At 72.4% G+C, this 14565-nt stretch carries 10 protein-coding genes; 3 read left to right on the top strand and 7 right to left on the bottom strand.

Annotated elements, in window-relative coordinates; translation table 11 throughout:
- The gene (dacB, locus tag AB0B66_RS06775) at positions 1-1878 is read right to left on the bottom strand and encodes a D-alanyl-D-alanine carboxypeptidase/D-alanyl-D-alanine-endopeptidase (RefSeq protein ID WP_360523933.1); all 1878 of its coding nucleotides are present in this window, start codon (positions 1876-1878) and stop codon (positions 1-3) included.
- 301 nt (positions 1879-2179) lie between these two features.
- Between dacB and AB0B66_RS06770 the strand changes: the two genes are divergently transcribed.
- On the top strand, positions 2180-2671 hold the full coding sequence (locus AB0B66_RS06770) for an inorganic diphosphatase (protein ID WP_203698955.1): 492 nt from the start codon (positions 2180-2182) through the stop codon (positions 2669-2671).
- 73 nt (positions 2672-2744) lie between these two features.
- On the opposite strand, the gene eccCa is transcribed toward AB0B66_RS06770, so the two are convergent.
- Positions 2745-6740, bottom strand: coding sequence for a type VII secretion protein EccCa (gene eccCa / locus AB0B66_RS06765; RefSeq protein ID WP_360523930.1), 3996 nt, complete (start codon positions 6738-6740; stop codon positions 2745-2747).
- A gap of 143 nt (positions 6741-6883) precedes the next feature.
- On the opposite strand from eccCa, the gene eccD reads away from it, so the two are divergent.
- Both eccD and mycP read left to right on the top strand, forming a co-directional pair.
- Positions 6884-8335 carry a type VII secretion integral membrane protein EccD gene (gene eccD, locus AB0B66_RS06760; protein ID WP_360523927.1) on the top strand — a complete coding sequence of 484 codons (1452 nt, stop codon included), beginning with the start codon at positions 6884-6886 and terminating at the stop codon, positions 8333-8335.
- A 108-nt stretch (positions 8336-8443) separates the two neighbouring features.
- Positions 8444-9703 (top strand): type VII secretion-associated serine protease mycosin, encoded by a 1260-nt coding sequence (gene mycP, locus AB0B66_RS06755; RefSeq protein ID WP_360523924.1) that lies wholly within the window; start codon positions 8444-8446, stop codon positions 9701-9703.
- 3 nt (positions 9704-9706) lie between these two features.
- Here the strand turns inward: mycP and AB0B66_RS06750 are convergent, their stop codons facing one another.
- From AB0B66_RS06750 to AB0B66_RS06730, 5 genes are all read right to left on the bottom strand, one after another.
- On the bottom strand, positions 9707-10885 hold the full coding sequence (locus AB0B66_RS06750; RefSeq protein WP_360523921.1) for a MarP family serine protease: 1179 nt from the start codon (positions 10883-10885) through the stop codon (positions 9707-9709).
- A 4-nt stretch (positions 10886-10889) separates the two neighbouring features.
- A complete protein-coding gene (locus tag AB0B66_RS06745) occupies positions 10890-11576 on the bottom strand; it encodes a CoA pyrophosphatase (protein WP_360523918.1) in 687 nt (228 codons plus the stop codon).
- Between the two features lie 20 nt (positions 11577-11596).
- The gene (locus tag AB0B66_RS06740; protein ID WP_360523915.1) at positions 11597-12109 is read right to left on the bottom strand and encodes a TlpA disulfide reductase family protein; all 513 of its coding nucleotides are present in this window, start codon (positions 12107-12109) and stop codon (positions 11597-11599) included.
- 320 nt (positions 12110-12429) lie between these two features.
- Entirely contained in the window at positions 12430-13170 is a 741-nt protein-coding gene (gene nth, locus AB0B66_RS06735) for an endonuclease III (RefSeq protein ID WP_360523912.1), read from the bottom strand.
- Between the two features lie 10 nt (positions 13171-13180).
- Positions 13181-14353, bottom strand: a complete 1173-nt coding sequence (locus AB0B66_RS06730) for a CapA family protein (RefSeq protein WP_360523909.1) — start codon at positions 14351-14353, stop codon at positions 13181-13183.
- Positions 14354-14565 lie beyond the last annotated feature (212 nt).

Genomic DNA, 14565 nt, shown 5'->3' with positions numbered 1-14565 from the left:
TCAGCGGCAGCCGCACACCGCGATCGAAGCGGCGATCTTGTCCAGGGCGTTCTGCGCCGTCTCCCGGTCGGTCGGCACGTTGTCGGCGAGCACCGCGAACGCCAGCAGCCGCCCGTCGGCCGTCTGCACCACCCCGGACAGCGAGTTGACGCCGTTGAGCGTGCCGCTCTTGGCCCGCACCACGCCGAATCCGGACTTCGACTTGGCGAAGCGCAGCGTCATGGTGCCCGACCAGCCGGCCACGGGCAGGCCGTTGAAGAAGTCGGACAGGTGCGAGTCGGTGCCGCTCGCGGCCTTGACCAACAGGCCGGTCAGCACCTTCGGCGAGATCTTGTTCTTCGGGGACATGCCGGAGCCGTCCAGCAGGTCGCTCTGCGTGGCGTCCAGCCCGAGCTCGGTCACCACCTGCTCGATGGCGGCGGCGGCCCCGGCGAACGAACCGGGCTGGCCCTTGGCCAGGGCGACCTGGTGCGCCAGCGCCTCGGCCAGGGTGTTGTCGCTCTCGGTCAGCATCTGCTCGACCTGGCGCAGCAGCGGCGCGGAACGCACCGAACCCAGCTCGGTGCCCGGCGCGGGCGGCCCGGCTGCGGCCGCGCTGCCCTGTGGGGACGGGGCCGCCGAGCCGGTGGCCGTCGTCGTCGCGGGCGCCTTGCCCTTGGCGCTGCCGGTCAGCCCGAGCAGCTTCGCGAAGGCGTCACCCGCCGCCCGCTCGGGGTCGTTGAACCGGTTGAACGGCATCACACGATCCTTGATGTCGGTGCGGGCACCATTGATCATCACGGCGGTGATCCGGGAGACGTTGCCCTCGCCGAGGGTGTCGCTCGGCCAGTCCGGCGACGCGTTCGGCCCGGAGTACAGGCTGCCGTCGGTGATCACCTTGGTGATCGGGGTGTCCCCCATCGCCTTCTTGACCTGCGCCGCGAGATCGTCGAGCTGGGCCGCGCCCTCGTAGAACTTCTTGGCGGTCACGCCGAGGGTGGCGTCGCCCGCGCCGATCAGCACGACCTCGCCGGGGTTCGGCCCGGCCACCACCCGGGTGGTGATCCGGTAGTCGGGGCCGCGCGTGATGAGCACGGCAGCCGCCGTGACCAGCTTCGTGTTCGACGCTGGAGTGATCATCTCGGTCGGGGCGCGCTCGTAGAGCACCTCGCCCGTGGTGACATCGACCACCGAGGCGCTGACGCTGCTGCCCAGCGGCGAGCTGATCACCAGCGGGTCGAGCACCTTCTTGAGCGCGGCGGCATCCGGCACCGGGGCGTCGGCCAGGGCCGCCAGCACCGGCGCGACCGCCGGCTCCGCGGGCGGGGCCGCGCTGGGCGACTGCCAGTCGGGAGAGGCCAGCAGGTCCGACATCAGGTCGGGCTTGAACACGGCGACCCCGCCCAGCCCCGCGCCGAGCGCGACGACCAGCGTCAGCACCGTGATGAGCACGCCTTTGCGGCGCTTGCGGGGCTTGTCGCCCTTCGGCCCGGTGGGCGCGGGTTCGGTCTGTCCGGCAGGTCGGCCGTACTCGCCGGGACGGGCGGGCCCGCCCGCGCCGAACGCGGCTCCCGGACCCTGCGGAACCTGGGCAGCCCCGTATTGGCCGGACGGCACCTGCGCCGAACCGTAACCCGGACCCGCCTGAGCTTGCGGAACCTGGGCAGAGCCGTACTGGCCCTGCGGAACCTGGGCGGAGCCGTAACCGGGCTGAGGCTGCGGGGCCGAGCCGTACTGGCCCTGCGGAACCTGCGCCGACCCGTAGCCGGGCGAAGCCTGGCCCTGCGAAGTGCCGTAGACCTGTGGACGGGGGGCGGAGCCGTAGGCCTGTGGATTACCGGGCTGCGTGTCCTGTGGACGGCCGCCGTAGGGCTGGCGATCCTGGGGAGAGCTGTGCACATCCTGTGGATAAGCACCCGGTCGGGGACTTGCGCTCTGTGGATAAGCCGGTGGATACCCACTGCTTCCCTGGTCCGGGGCCTGTGGATAACCGGTGTGGAGCTGCCACACCCACTCCTGCCCGTTCCACACCCACTCGCCCGGCGGGCCGGACGGCGAACCCGCGGCATCTGCGGGTTCGGCACCGTAGTGTGAACCTTGCCTCCCCAAAGCGGCCCTCCTCCGATGCCCCGAACCAGCCAGGCGAGACTAACTAAAATTCGCCAACGTCGGCGAACTTACAGGCCAATGGGAGTGTGAAATGGATTTCGACGTCACGGTTGAGATCCCTAAGGGGCAGCGCAACAAGTACGAGGTCGACCACGAAACCGGGCGGATCCGGCTGGACCGCACCCTCTTCACCTCCACCCAGTACCCCGCCGACTACGGGTTCATCGAGAACACCCTCGGCGAGGACGGCGACCCGCTCGACGCGCTGGTGCTGGTCCAGGAGCCGACTTTCCCCGGCTGCCTGATCAAGTGCCGCGCCATCGGCATGTTCCGCATGCGTGACGAGAAGGGCGGCGACGACAAGGTCCTCTGCGTGCCGGCCGACGACCCGCGCCTGGAGCACCTGCGTGACATCCATCACGTGGCCGAGTTCGACCGGCTGGAGATCCAGCACTTCTTCGAGGTCTACAAGGACCTGGAGCCTGGCAAGAGCGTCGAGGGCGCGACCTGGGTCGGCCGCACCGAGGCCGAGGCCGAGATCGTGCGCTCCTACGAGCGTGCCAAGGAGAACGGCGGTCACTGAGGCCGGACATGTCGAAGGGGCGCGGCCGGAGAGGTTCTCCGGGCCGCGCCCCTTCGTCTTAGGGCCGGGTGGCTCAGAACGCGGGCAGCTCGGCGAGCTGCACGAGCCGCGAGCCGCGGCGGGTGATCAGGCGGCCGCGGCCGGGCGGCATCCGGTCGTACTTCATCCGGCTGCCGAACGGCGCGCTGACGATGTTCTCGGCGGACAGCATCAGGTAGGGCGCGTTCGCCGCGGCCAGGCGCGACAGTGCCGCGTCGTAGCTGGACCGGTTGCCGCCCCAGTTCGCGTTGGCCGCCGCGATCAGGTGCAGGCCGACGTCGCGGGCCTGGAACAGGAAGTCGGCCAGCGGCTCGATGGGGTGGCCGCCGCCGGAGACGACCACGTCGTAGTCGTCGATGATGAGGAAGAACTCGCCGCGCCCGGCCAGCCAGGGCCGCAGCGGCATGTCCTGCGGGCGGGTGCCGTCCGGCGGCCGCCGCTCCTCCATCTTGACCCGGATCGCCTCGACGTAGTCCCGGATCTGGGACAGGTTGCTGATGTACGCGAGCTGGTGTTCGGTGGTCACCGCCCCGAGCAGGCTGCGCCGCGGGTCGATGATGATCATCTTGGCCTGGTCGGGGGTGTACCGCTGGGTGATCGTGCGGGCGATCTGGCGCAGCAGCGTCGACTTGCCGCTCTCGCTCTCGCCGAACGCGGTGAGGTGCACGTCGGCGTAGAAGTCGACGACGGCCGGGGTGAGGTCGTCGGCGATGCCGATGGGCAGCGTCCACTCCCCGCCGGTCTCCAGGCTCATCCGCTCGTACGCGTACACGCTGGGCAGCATGCGCACCCGCGGCGCGGGCATGCCGTCCCAGTGCTTGGCGATGTGCCGGATCAGGTCGTCGCGGTGGCCGAGGGCGTCCACGTCGGGGCGCAGCGCGAGGGTGAACAGGCCGTCGGGGGTGAGGCCGAAGCCGGGCCGCTGCGGCACCTGGGGCGCGATCTTGCGTACCCGGCAGATGGTGTCGCCGGGGTCGCCCAGCCGCAGCTCCATCTTGCTGCCGAACTGGTCCTGGATGTTGGCCCGGAAGTCGCGCCAGCGCAGCGAGGTCGCCACGACGTGCACGCCGTAGGCCAGACCGCGGGTCGCGAAGTCGGTGATGACCGGGTCCAGGTCCTCGTAGCTCTCCTTGAGCGTGCTCCAGCCGTCGACGACCAGGAACACGTCGCCGTACGGGTCGTCGGTGAACCGCCCCGCCGCGCGCAGCCGCCGGTAGGCCGCCATGGACTCGATGCCCTGTTCGGCGAACCGGGTCTCGCGCATGTTGAGCAGCTGGGAGACCTCGCTGACGGTGCGCCGGACCATCAGCGCGTCCTGCCGGCCCGCCACGCCGCCGACGTGCGGCAGGTCGCGCAGCGCGCCGAGCGAGCCGCCGCCGAAGTCGAGGCAGTAGATCTGCGCCTCCTGCGGCGTGTGCGTCAGCGCCAGACCGGTGATCAGCGTGCGCAGCAGCGTGGACTTGCCGCTCTGGCCCGCGCCGACGATCGCGACGTGCCCGGCCGCGCCGTCGGCCAGCCGCAGCCACTGCAGGTCGCGCAGCTGCTGGGCGGGCTTGTCGACGATGGCGACCGGCACCCGCAGCGCGCCGCGCAGATCCGGGTTGGCGACCGTCAGGCCCCGGCCCTCGACCAGGCCGAGCTGGCCGAAGGCGAGGTCGAGCGGGTCGGAGACGTCCAGCGGGGGCAGCCAGACCTGGTGCGCGGGCGGGCCCTGGCCGACCATACGCTCGATCATGACGTCCATCAGGCTCTCACCCGGCTTGACGTCCCAGTTGACCTCGGGCTCGGCGTCCTTCGGGCGCTGCGGCACCGGCACGAAGTGGTTGCTGAAGTCGTAGACGATGTCGCGGCCGTCGACCCGGCGCGCGGCCTTGCCCTCGCCCGCCTTCTTGAACGAACCGGACACGTACGCGCCCTTGAACCGCTGCAGCGGCTCCGAGCCGAACTTCAGGTAACCGTGGCCGGGGGCCTTGGGCAGGTCGTACGCGTCGCCGACGCCGAGCACGGCCCGCGACTCCATCGCGGAGAAGGTGCGCAGACCGATCCGATACGACAGGTGCGTGTCCAGGCCGCGCAGCCTGCCCTCCTCCAGGCGCTGGCTGGCCAGCAGCAGGTGGATGCCGATGGAGCGGCCGACCCGGCCGATCTGCACGAAGATGTCGATGAAGTCGGGGTTGGCGGTCAGCAGCTCGGAGAACTCGTCGCAGACGATGAACAGCGACGCCAGCGGGGCGATCGCCGCGCCGCCCGCGCGGGCCTTCTCGTAGTCCTTGAGGTTGGCGAAGTTGCCTGCGGCCCGCAGCAGCTCCTGGCGGCGCAGCACCTCGCCGGTGATCGCGTCGCCCATACGGTTGACCAGGTGGCTCTCGCCCTCCAGGTTGGTGATGACCGCGGAGGTGTGCGGCAGCCGGTCCAGCGAGGCGAACGTCGCGCCGCCCTTGAAGTCGACCAGCACGAAGTTGAGCTGCTCCGAGGAGTGCGTGGCGGCCAGGCCGAGCACCAGGGTGCGCAGCAGCTCCGACTTGCCGGAACCGGTCGCGCCGACGAGCAGGCCGTGCGGGCCCATACCGTCCTGCGCGGACTCCTTGATGTCCAGCTCGACCGGGGAGCCGTCCGGGCCGACGCCCAGCGGCACCCGCAGCATGTTGCGGCTCGCGCGCGGCGACCAGCCGTACGCCACGTCGAAGCGCTCCGGGTCGGGGATGCCGAGCAGGTCGGCCAGGCCCTTCTCGCTCGTCATCGCGTTGCTGCTGGTGATCGTCGTGGCGGACAGGCGCAGCGGGGCCAGCCGGCGGGCCAGCGCCTCGGCCTCCACGACGCTGAGCCGGTCGGCGATGCCCACCTCGGCGACCGAGGCCGCGGTGACGGTGTGCAACGCACGCTCCCGGCCGCGCACCTCCAGGGTGAGCATGCCGCGCTCCAGCAGACGCGGCGGCGGGGTGTCGAGGTCGAGGATGGTCATGCCGGACAGGCCCTCGGGCACGGCGAGCTGCCCCGCCCCGGCCATGTCCGCGCCGTCGAGCACGACGACCACATGCGGCGCGCCCTCGCCCGCGCCGAACCGCGGCCGGCCCGCCAGCACCTCGGCCAGCATGCCCTCCATCTCCTGGGCGGAGGTGGCGAACAGCCGGGCCGGACCCAGCGCGTCCACCCGGCTCGGGTGCTGGTGGTGCGGCAGCCACTTGGCCCAGTCCCATGCCTCGCGGCGGTAGGAGGAGCCGCAGATCGCGATGATCAGGTCGTCGGGCGCGTGGAACACGGCCAGCTGCGCGAGCATCGCGCGGGTCAGCCCGTGCACGTCGCCGCCGTCGCGGTGGTCGCCGGCGAAGCCGCTGGTGTACATACCGTCGTTGCGTGGGGCGGCACCGTCGCCGCGCAGGAACACCCGCCCGAAGCCGCGCATGGACAGCGCCACCGGCAGGTCGGGGACCACGGAGTACGCGTCCAGGAAGCGCCGCAGCGCCCCGGCCGTCATCGGCTCCAGCTCCTCCAGCGGGCGGGTCTCCGGCGGCAGCAGCGGGGTGGCCAGCGACTGCGGGCCGAGGCCCACGCGCACAATGCCGAAGTCGGGGTCGTGCGAGCGGCGTTCCCAGAGCCGAAAACTGTCCACGGTGGACCAGAGCCGCTGCGGGTCGGGGTGGCGGTAGAACAGGCCGGTGCGCTGCTGCTGCACGGCCTGGCGGGCGCGTCGGCGCAGCCCGGCCAGGTGGCGCAGGTATTCCCGGCGGGCCGCCATCATCTCGGCCTTCTTCGGCTGGCCTGCGCCGTTCATCAGGCTCGCGGCGATCATGCCGAGGCTGGACACGCCCATCATGCCACCGGCCAGATAGGACATCTTGTCGCCGTTGCCGCGGCCGACCATCATCGCCATGCCCAGGCCGCTGCCCAGCATCGGCAGGATCATCATGGCCTGCTGCCAGCGCCCGCCCGCGGCCTGCGGAATCTCCGGTGGCGCGTCGATGACGAGTTCCCCGACCGGAATCTCGGGTGCGGGGCGCCTAGGTGCGCGCTTGACGATGACCGTACCCATTGCGACGCCCTCCCCAAGACGGCCGGCGGAGTCATGGCGTGCCCGCACGACGCCCGCCATGCTAGGCCATGGCACGTTCGCGCGCCCGTGCGCGGGAACGGCGCGGGATGACGCATCACCGCCGAACGTGGTAGACGTACCGGGTGAGCTACCCCGCCGCCACGACCGCATCCCCGACCGGCCTCGCCCGGATCACGCTGCACACGCCGCAGCGCCGCGTCGATGTGGCGCTGCCTGAGCAGGTGACCGTCGTGGATCTGCTGCCGGATCTGCTGCGCCACGCCGGGGTCGGCCTCGCCGACGACGGCGAGCAGCACGGTGGCTGGGTGCTGCGCCGCACCGACGGCAGCCCGCTGACCGAGACCATGTCGCTGCAGCAGCAGTCGGTCCGCGACGGTGAGATCCTGCACCTGGTGCCGGCTCAGGAGCAGTGGCCGGAGCTGGAGTACGACGACGTCGTCGAGGCGATCGCCGAGGGAGCGCGTCGGCGCGGCACGGTGTGGAGCCCCGCGGCGACCCGCATGGCGACCCTGGTCGGCGCGGGTGTGCTGCTGGTCGCGGGCGTGCTGGCGCTGGTGCACGGCGGTCCGCAGTGGACGCCGGGCGGTTACCTCGCGCTGACCGTGGCGGTGCTGCTGCTGGTCGGCGGCGTGCTGGCGTCCCGGGCTTACGGGGACGGGGTCACCGGCAGCGCGCTGGCGGGCTTCGCGCTGCCGTACGCCTTCGCCGGTGGCGCGTTGGTGCTCGGCGGAGCGGACGGCGCGGGAGCCCCCGGGCTGCCCTCCTGGCTCGGCGAGGCGCAGCTGCTGGTGGGCTGCGTGGCGGTGCTGCTGTTCGCGATGCTCGGCGCGGCGGGCGTGGGCCACGGGCTGCGCGTGTTCACCGCGGGCGGCACGGCCGGCCTGCTCGGCGCGCTGACCGCCCTGCTGGCCGGGCTCGGCGCGGCCGGGGCGGCCGCCGTCCTGGTCAGCGCCTTGGTCTGCGGTATCGGCCTGGTGCCGGTGCTGGCCATCCGGTTCGGCAAGGTGCCGGTGCCCTCGGTGACCCCGCCCCGCCCGGCCGACGGCGAGAACGCCTTCGCGACGGTCCCCGCGGCCCGCGGCGCGGCCACGGACCTGCCCGACCGCTCCCGTGTCTTCGCCGCCGTGGCCCGCTCGGAGGAGCTGCTCACCGGCATGCTGATCGGGTACGCCGTGCTGATGGCGGCGGCCGGCCTGATCCTGGTCACCTCCGGCGGCACCGCGGGCCGGGTGCTCGTGGCGGTGTGCGCGACCGCGCTGCTGCTGCGCTCGCGCCTGTTCGTGACGGTGCGCCAGCGGGTGCCGCTGGTCGCCGCGGGCCTGTTCGGCCACCTGCTGCTGCTGGGCGCGGCCGTGTGGCTGTCCGACGGCAGCGGCCGCGCGTTCTTCGCGGTCGGCGCCGTCGTGCTGGCCATGATCATCGTGCTGGCGGGGCAGACCTGGTCCCGCAAGGCCCCCTCGCCGTACGTCGGCCGTGCCGCGGACCTGTTCGATCTGCTGGTCGTCGTGTCGGTGGTGCCGGTGGCGGCCTGGGTGCTCGGCCTGTACGGAATGATCCAGGGCTGGGCGGCCTGACCGGACTCGGCATCAGCAAGACGGGCGGCAATTCTTTCTCCGCGCGGGAACCCGTGTGAGAATGGCGGAACTGTGCCCAGATTCCGGACGCCCCGACTGGTCAGCGCCGTGCCGCGGAGAGATGCGACGGCGCTGCTACGTGTCGTGGGGGCACTGGCCCTGGCCGCCCTGGGCAGCATCGCCGCGACCACGCCGCAGGAAGCGCCCGCGCCCGACGTCGCGCAGGTGCGGGCCGCCGCCGCGGAGCAGCGCGCGTCCCGCGCCGGCACCGCGGACGACCAGTGGCAGCTCGGCACGCTGCGCGCCACGCGGGCCTGGCAGTTGTCCGACGGTGCGAACACGATCGTCGCGGTGGTCGACTCCGGGGTCGGTGAACATCCCGACCTGACCGGCCAGGTGCTCACCGGACTGGACCTGGTGGACAGCTCCGGCGACGGCCGGGACGACCCGGTCGGCCACGGCACCACCGTCGCCGCACTGATCGCGGGCCGCGCCGACGACGGCCGCGGGGTCGTGGGCCTCGCCCCGAAGGCGAAGATCCTGCCGGTGCGCGTGCTCGACGAGGGCAACAAATACGACGACGCCCGGGTCGTCGCCGAGGGTGTGCGGTGGGCCGTCGACCACGGCGCGAACGTGATCAACCTGTCCCTGGGCGGCGGCTCCGCCAGCGACGCGCTCGCCGAGGCCATCGACTACGCCTTCGACAAGGACGTCGTCGTGGTCGCCTGCGTCGGCAACGTGAGCACCGGCGGACCCACCGAGATCTGGTATCCGGCCCGGGAGCCGGGCGTGCTCGCCGTCACCGCGATCGCCCCCGGCGACCAGCACCGGCTCTGGCAGGGCTCGCTCACCGGCGCGGAGGCCGTGCTGTCCGCACCCGGCACCGACCTGGTCGGTGCGCGGCCCGGTGGCTACTGGAAGGTGCAGGGCACCAGTTTCGCCGCGCCGCTGGTCTCCGCGACCGCGGCACTGGTGCGCTCCCGCTGGCCGGACATGCCCGCCGCCGAGGTGGTGCAGCGCCTGATCAAGACCGCACAGGACCTGGGGCCGGCCGGCCGCGACGACAGCTTCGGCTTCGGGCTGGTGGACCCGGTCGCCGCGCTCACCGCCGAGGTGGCTCCGGTCCGGACGAACTCGCTGGACAACGAGCCGCCGCCGGGCAAGACGGGCTTCGGCACCGCGCCGGCCCAGGCCGACGAGACTCCCTCACCGGGCACGTCGCCGTCCGCCGCCGCGGAGGCGCTGCCCCGTCGCGAGCGCGGCGGGCTGAACCTCGCGCTGGTCGGGGTCGTCGCCCTCGCGGGCGGCGCTATCACCGCACTGCGCCGCGCCGATCTCCGGTCGAGTCGGCTGCCCGACGGCCGCTGAGGCTCAGGCGCACTTGCCGGTGCCGACCTCGCCCGTACGGTTGCGGCCCATCAGCGCGATCGTCGACGCCTCCTCGGCGGTGACCGCGTAGCCGACGTTCGGGTCGTCGGCGGCCGCCGCGAAGATCACGCCGAGCACGGTGCCGTCCTTCGCGACCAGCGGGCCGCCCGAGTTGCCGCTGCGCACCAGGCCCCGGATGGTGTACACCTCGCGGGTGACGGTGCCGTCCTCGTAGATGTCCGGGCCGGTGATGTCGCCGACGTCGCGCACCCGGGCGGACTGCGCGTTGTACGGCCCGTCCAGCGGGAAGCCCAGCACGATCGCGTCCGCGCCGGACTTGGCGGGCGAGTTCGCGAAGCGCATCACCGGGGCGTTCAGCGACGGAACGTGGATCACGGCGAGGTCGCGCTCCGGGTCGTACACGACGACCTTGCCGGACAGCCGGGCCCCGTTCAGCTCGATCCGGATCGACTTCGTGCCCGCCACCACGTGCGCGTTGGTCATCACGTGCTCGTCGGCGAACACGAAACCCGAGCCCTCGATGCGGCGGCTGCAGCTCGGCGCGCTGCCGAGCACCTTCACCACGGACTTCTTCGCGTTCAGCACGACCTGCGACCCGGCCAGCTTCGGATCCGGCGCGGGCACCTCCTTGACCTGGGTCGGCACCAGATCGCCGAACACCTCGGGGAAGCCGTTCGTGTCGACCGTGTCGCGCAGCGCCTCGGTCAGCGTCTTCGCCTCGCCCGGCATCACCGAGTCGATGGCCGCCAGCAGGCTGCTGTTGCGCACCGCCTTGGCCAGCCAGGGCTGCGCGGCGTCGCTCAGCGGCACCGCGACCAGCCAGGCCACCAGTGACACGGCGAGCACCGAGACCACCGCGCCGCCCAGGTCGTCGACGGTCTGCCCGGCCCGGTTGGTGATGGCCCGCCGGAGCTTGCCACCGCCCCAGCCAGCCAGCGACTGGCCGAGCACGGCCAGGCCGAACACCGCGATGAGCGACACCACGAGCTTCAGCACCGGGTCGGTGAGCAGCCCGGCCAGCAGCGGGCCGAGCTGGAGGCCGATCAGGGCGCCCCCGAAGAACCCGATGAACGAGAGCACGCCCACCACGAAGCCCTGCCGGTAACCGCTCACACCGAAGAGCAGCAGCAGCAGGATCAGGACACCGTCGACGACCGACATCGGTTCAGCCTACGGAAGGGACATCGGCGGTGCCACTAAGCGTGGCGGGCGGGGTGGGCAGGGCCTCGATGCGATCGGTGGGCCAGGGTCGCGCCCAGCCGCCGAGTTCGAGCAGCGTCGACAGCACCCCAGCGGTGAACCCCCAGACGAGCATGCCGCGCGCCTGGAACGCCGGGCCGATCCACCCGCTGGAGTGGCGCACCCGCAGCCGGTGGGCCGGATCGGCGAGTTCGGCCAGCGGCAGCCGCGCCACGTGCGCCACCTCGCGCGGATCGTGCGCGCCGACCGGGTGCGGCGCGTGCCACCAGGCGAGTACGGGAGTGACCAGGAAATCCGTCACCGGGATCCACAGCGTGGGCAGCTGCGCCAGCACGGTCACGCTGGCCGGGTCGAGCCCGACCTCCTCGTTCGCCTCGCGCAGCGCGGTCGCGGTCAGGTCGGCGTCCTCGGGCTCCACGGCGCCGCCGGGGAAGGCCGGCTGACCCGCGTGATTGCGCAGGGTCGCGCTGCGCTGCATGATCAGCACATCCGGACCCTGCTCGCCCTCGGCCAGCAGAATGAGCACGGCGGCGGGCCGACCGCCCTCGTCGGGCGTCGGGATGCGGGTGAAGTCCACGGCACGCGCGGCACGCACCCGGGTCAGCAGCGGCTCGAACCACGCCGGTACCTGCCCGGTGACCACCTCGGTCATGCCGTCTCCTCGCTGCGCTCTCACGTGCGGCCGAAGTGCTGCTCGATCAATGGGGCCAGGGTCTGGTCGGTCAGGGCGACGTCGCGGTAGACGATCGCGCGGCCGTCGGCCGTCACGAACAGGGTGAGCGGCAGGGCCATCTCCCCGGCAGCGGCCTTGAGCGCGCCGGAGCGGTCGTACACGCTCGGCAGGCTGACCTTCAGCTCGTCGGCGAGCCAGGCCGCGGCGTCGCGGGAGTCCTCGGTGACGACGCCGAGCACCGGCACCCGGCCGCTGTCGGCCAGCCGCTGGAACGCGGGCAGCTCCTGGCGGCACGGTGTGCACCAGGACGCCCACAGGTTGATCACGAGGGGTCCGCGCAGCGCGGACAGGCGCACGGGCTCGCCTCCGGCCATGCACTCCAGCGCCAGCTCAGGCAGCGTGATCGTCCGGATGTTCCGGCGGGCCGGGCCGGTGGCGGGCACGCCGCTCGGCTTCGCGGCGGCGCTGGTCGGCAAGGTGGCGATCGGACCTTCGGGGCCGGTCGTCGGCACGACCGCGCCCTGGACGGCCGAGGGCGACGGCGCTGCCGCGGGCGACGAGGCAGCGGGGGCCGCGGACGGCGGCAGGCCTGTGCGCGGCGGCGAAGTCGGCTGGGCGCTCGCGCCTCCGGTGAACGGGGCACAGGCCGCGAACGGCTGCGGAACAGCCTCGTCCGGCCGGGCCTCACCGGGCCCGGTGCACCCCGCCAGCAGCAGTATCGCCGCAGCAGCCGTCAGCGCGCTCTTTCGGGGAAAGTGCGGTTCACGACATGCCGATTGACGCGGTTTCCCGGAAAGTGCGGCCGGGCGGCGGCCCAGGCGGAGATGGGGGGTCATGCGCCGACTCCGGCGAGGGCGGCGATCTCCGCGGTACGCGGACCCTTGAGCAGCTTGACCGCCTCGGCGGGATCGACCGGGCCGATGCCGTACGACGGGCACATCCGGGCCAGCGGGCAGGCACCGCAGGCGGGTTTGCGGGCGTGGCACACCCGGCGGCCGTGGAAGATCACCCGGTGCGACAGCATCGTCCAGTCGCGCTTCTCGACCAGGGCGCCGACCGCGTGCTCGATCTTGACGGGATCCGTCTCCTCGGTCCACGCCCAGCGGTTCACCAGCCGCTGGAAGTGGGTGTCCACGGTGATGCCCGGGACACCGAACGCGTTGCCGAGGACCACGTTGGCCGTCTTGCGGCCGATGCCGGGCAGCGTCACCAGGTCGGCCAGCTTGCGCGGCACCTCGCCGCCGAACCGGTCCACGAGCTGCTGGCCGAGGCCCATCAGGGAGGCCGCCTTGTTCCGGAAGAAGCCGGTCGGGCGGAGCATCTCCTCCAGCTCGGTCCGGTCCGCCCCGGCGTAGTCGGCCGCGGTGCGGTATTTCGCGAACAGGGCCGGGGTGGTCAGGTTGACCCGTACGTCGGTGGTCTGCGCCGACAGGATGGTGGCGACGGCCAACTCCAGCGGATTGGTGAAGTCCAGCTCGCAGTGCGCGTCCGGATGGATGACGGCGAGTTCGCGCGCCATCCGCCGGACCCGGCGCTTGCGCGCCAGGTCGGTCTCGCCCGTCACCGTAACCACGGCAGAGAGCCTACGTCGCGGGTGCGGCGATCGCCCCGTCCGCGCTCAGCACCGCGCCGCTCTTGCCGAAGTCTTCCTTGGTCATCTGAGTGACCAGGCCGAGCGCGCGGTCCTTGGTGTCGGGCACCGGGATGCCGTGCGCGCCGCTGAAGATCGTGGAGTGGAACTGCCCGGAGACGAAGCTGCCGTCCGCGTTCAGGGTCACCTTCAGCACGCCGCCCCAGCCCAGCCGGCCCTCGCTGCGCAGCTGGCCGCCGCCGGCGAAGTTGCCCAGGCTGTACGCGATCAGCCGGCCCTTGTAGAACTCCATGCCGCGCACCACGTGCGGCCCGTGCCCGACGACCAGGTCGGCGCCCGCGTCGATCACGGCTCGGGAGAACGCGTGCGGATTGCCCCGGTTCTCGCCGAGGAAGTTCTCGGTGCCCGGTCGGACGTGGCTCTTGTCCGCGCCCTCGGCGCCCATGTGCACCTGCACCACGACCAGGTCGGCCTGCTCGGCGGCCTTGGCGATGACCTTCTTGGCGGAGGTCAGGTTGAGCAGGCTGTTGTTCCCCGCGTACGACGAGAAGCCCACGACCGCGACCTTGACGCCCTTGACGTCGACGACGGTGATCTGGTTCGTGGCCCCGGTGTGCTTGAGCCCGGCGGCGTCCAGCGCCCGCTGCGTGTTGGTGAAGCCGGCCGAGCCGAAGTCACGGCTGTGGTTGTTGGCCGTGTTGAGCAGGTCGAACCCGGCGTCCACGAGGTGCTTGGCGTAGGACGGCGGCACCCGGAACTGGTGGCAGTTGACGGGCTCGCCCGGCTTGGGCGCCGGGCACTTGCCGGTGCCGGTCTCGTCCGTGATCGGCTGCTCCAGGTTGCCCATCACCAGGTCCGCCGGCAGCAACGGCTTGATCTTGTCGAAGTAGCCCTTGCCGCCGTTCGGCGGAAGATCCTGCGGCGCGTCGCCCATGATGATGTCGCCGGTCGCGGACATACTGATGGCGTTGGCCGCCGGATCAGCGGTGGGCTCGACCGGTGCCTCCGTCGGCGTGACAGCGGCGCCCTCGGGTGCGTGCCACTGCGCCGAGACCGCGTCGGCCGGCGAGGTCAGGGCGGAGAAGCCGAGACCGACGACTGTGACAAGGAGCACGATCGCGCCCGCGGCGGAGACCCCCGGGCGTGCGCGAAGCGATCCGAACACCCGGTCCATGGTGGAACGGGGCGGCGTTTGCGCGGACGGTGCGGGGGTATCGGGGCGGCTCAGGGGGTGTATGGACATCGCCGGGCACTCTACCCGCCCGGTGCCACGACCGGCACCGGAGCAGGTCGCAGGATTACGGGGGTTGGCGTCCGGTTGCCACCTGCGTGCGCCTAGACTGACCTCGCGCGGCGTACGTGTAGCGACGAGTTAAT

This window comes from Catellatospora sp. NPDC049111, from assembly GCF_040648615.1.
GTDB classification, from domain to species: Bacteria; Actinomycetota; Actinomycetes; order Mycobacteriales; family Micromonosporaceae; genus Catellatospora; species Catellatospora aurea.
Note: the sequence above shows the minus strand (reverse complement) of the source record. Positions and strands in the feature narration are given on the sequence as shown.

Excerpts from the sequence above, each read along its gene's own strand:
- AB0B66_RS06770 (WP_203698955.1), top strand. The coding sequence starts at position 2,180 with ATGGATTTCGACGTCACGGTTGAGATCCCTAAGGGGCAGCGCAACAAG.
- eccCa (WP_360523930.1), bottom strand. The coding sequence starts at position 6,740 with ATGGGTACGGTCATCGTCAAGCGCGCACCTAGGCGCCCCGCACCCGAG.
- AB0B66_RS06750 (WP_360523921.1), bottom strand. The coding sequence starts at position 10,885 with ATGTCGGTCGTCGACGGTGTCCTGATCCTGCTGCTGCTGCTCTTCGGT.
- AB0B66_RS06745 (WP_360523918.1), bottom strand. The coding sequence starts at position 11,576 with ATGACCGAGGTGGTCACCGGGCAGGTACCGGCGTGGTTCGAGCCGCTG.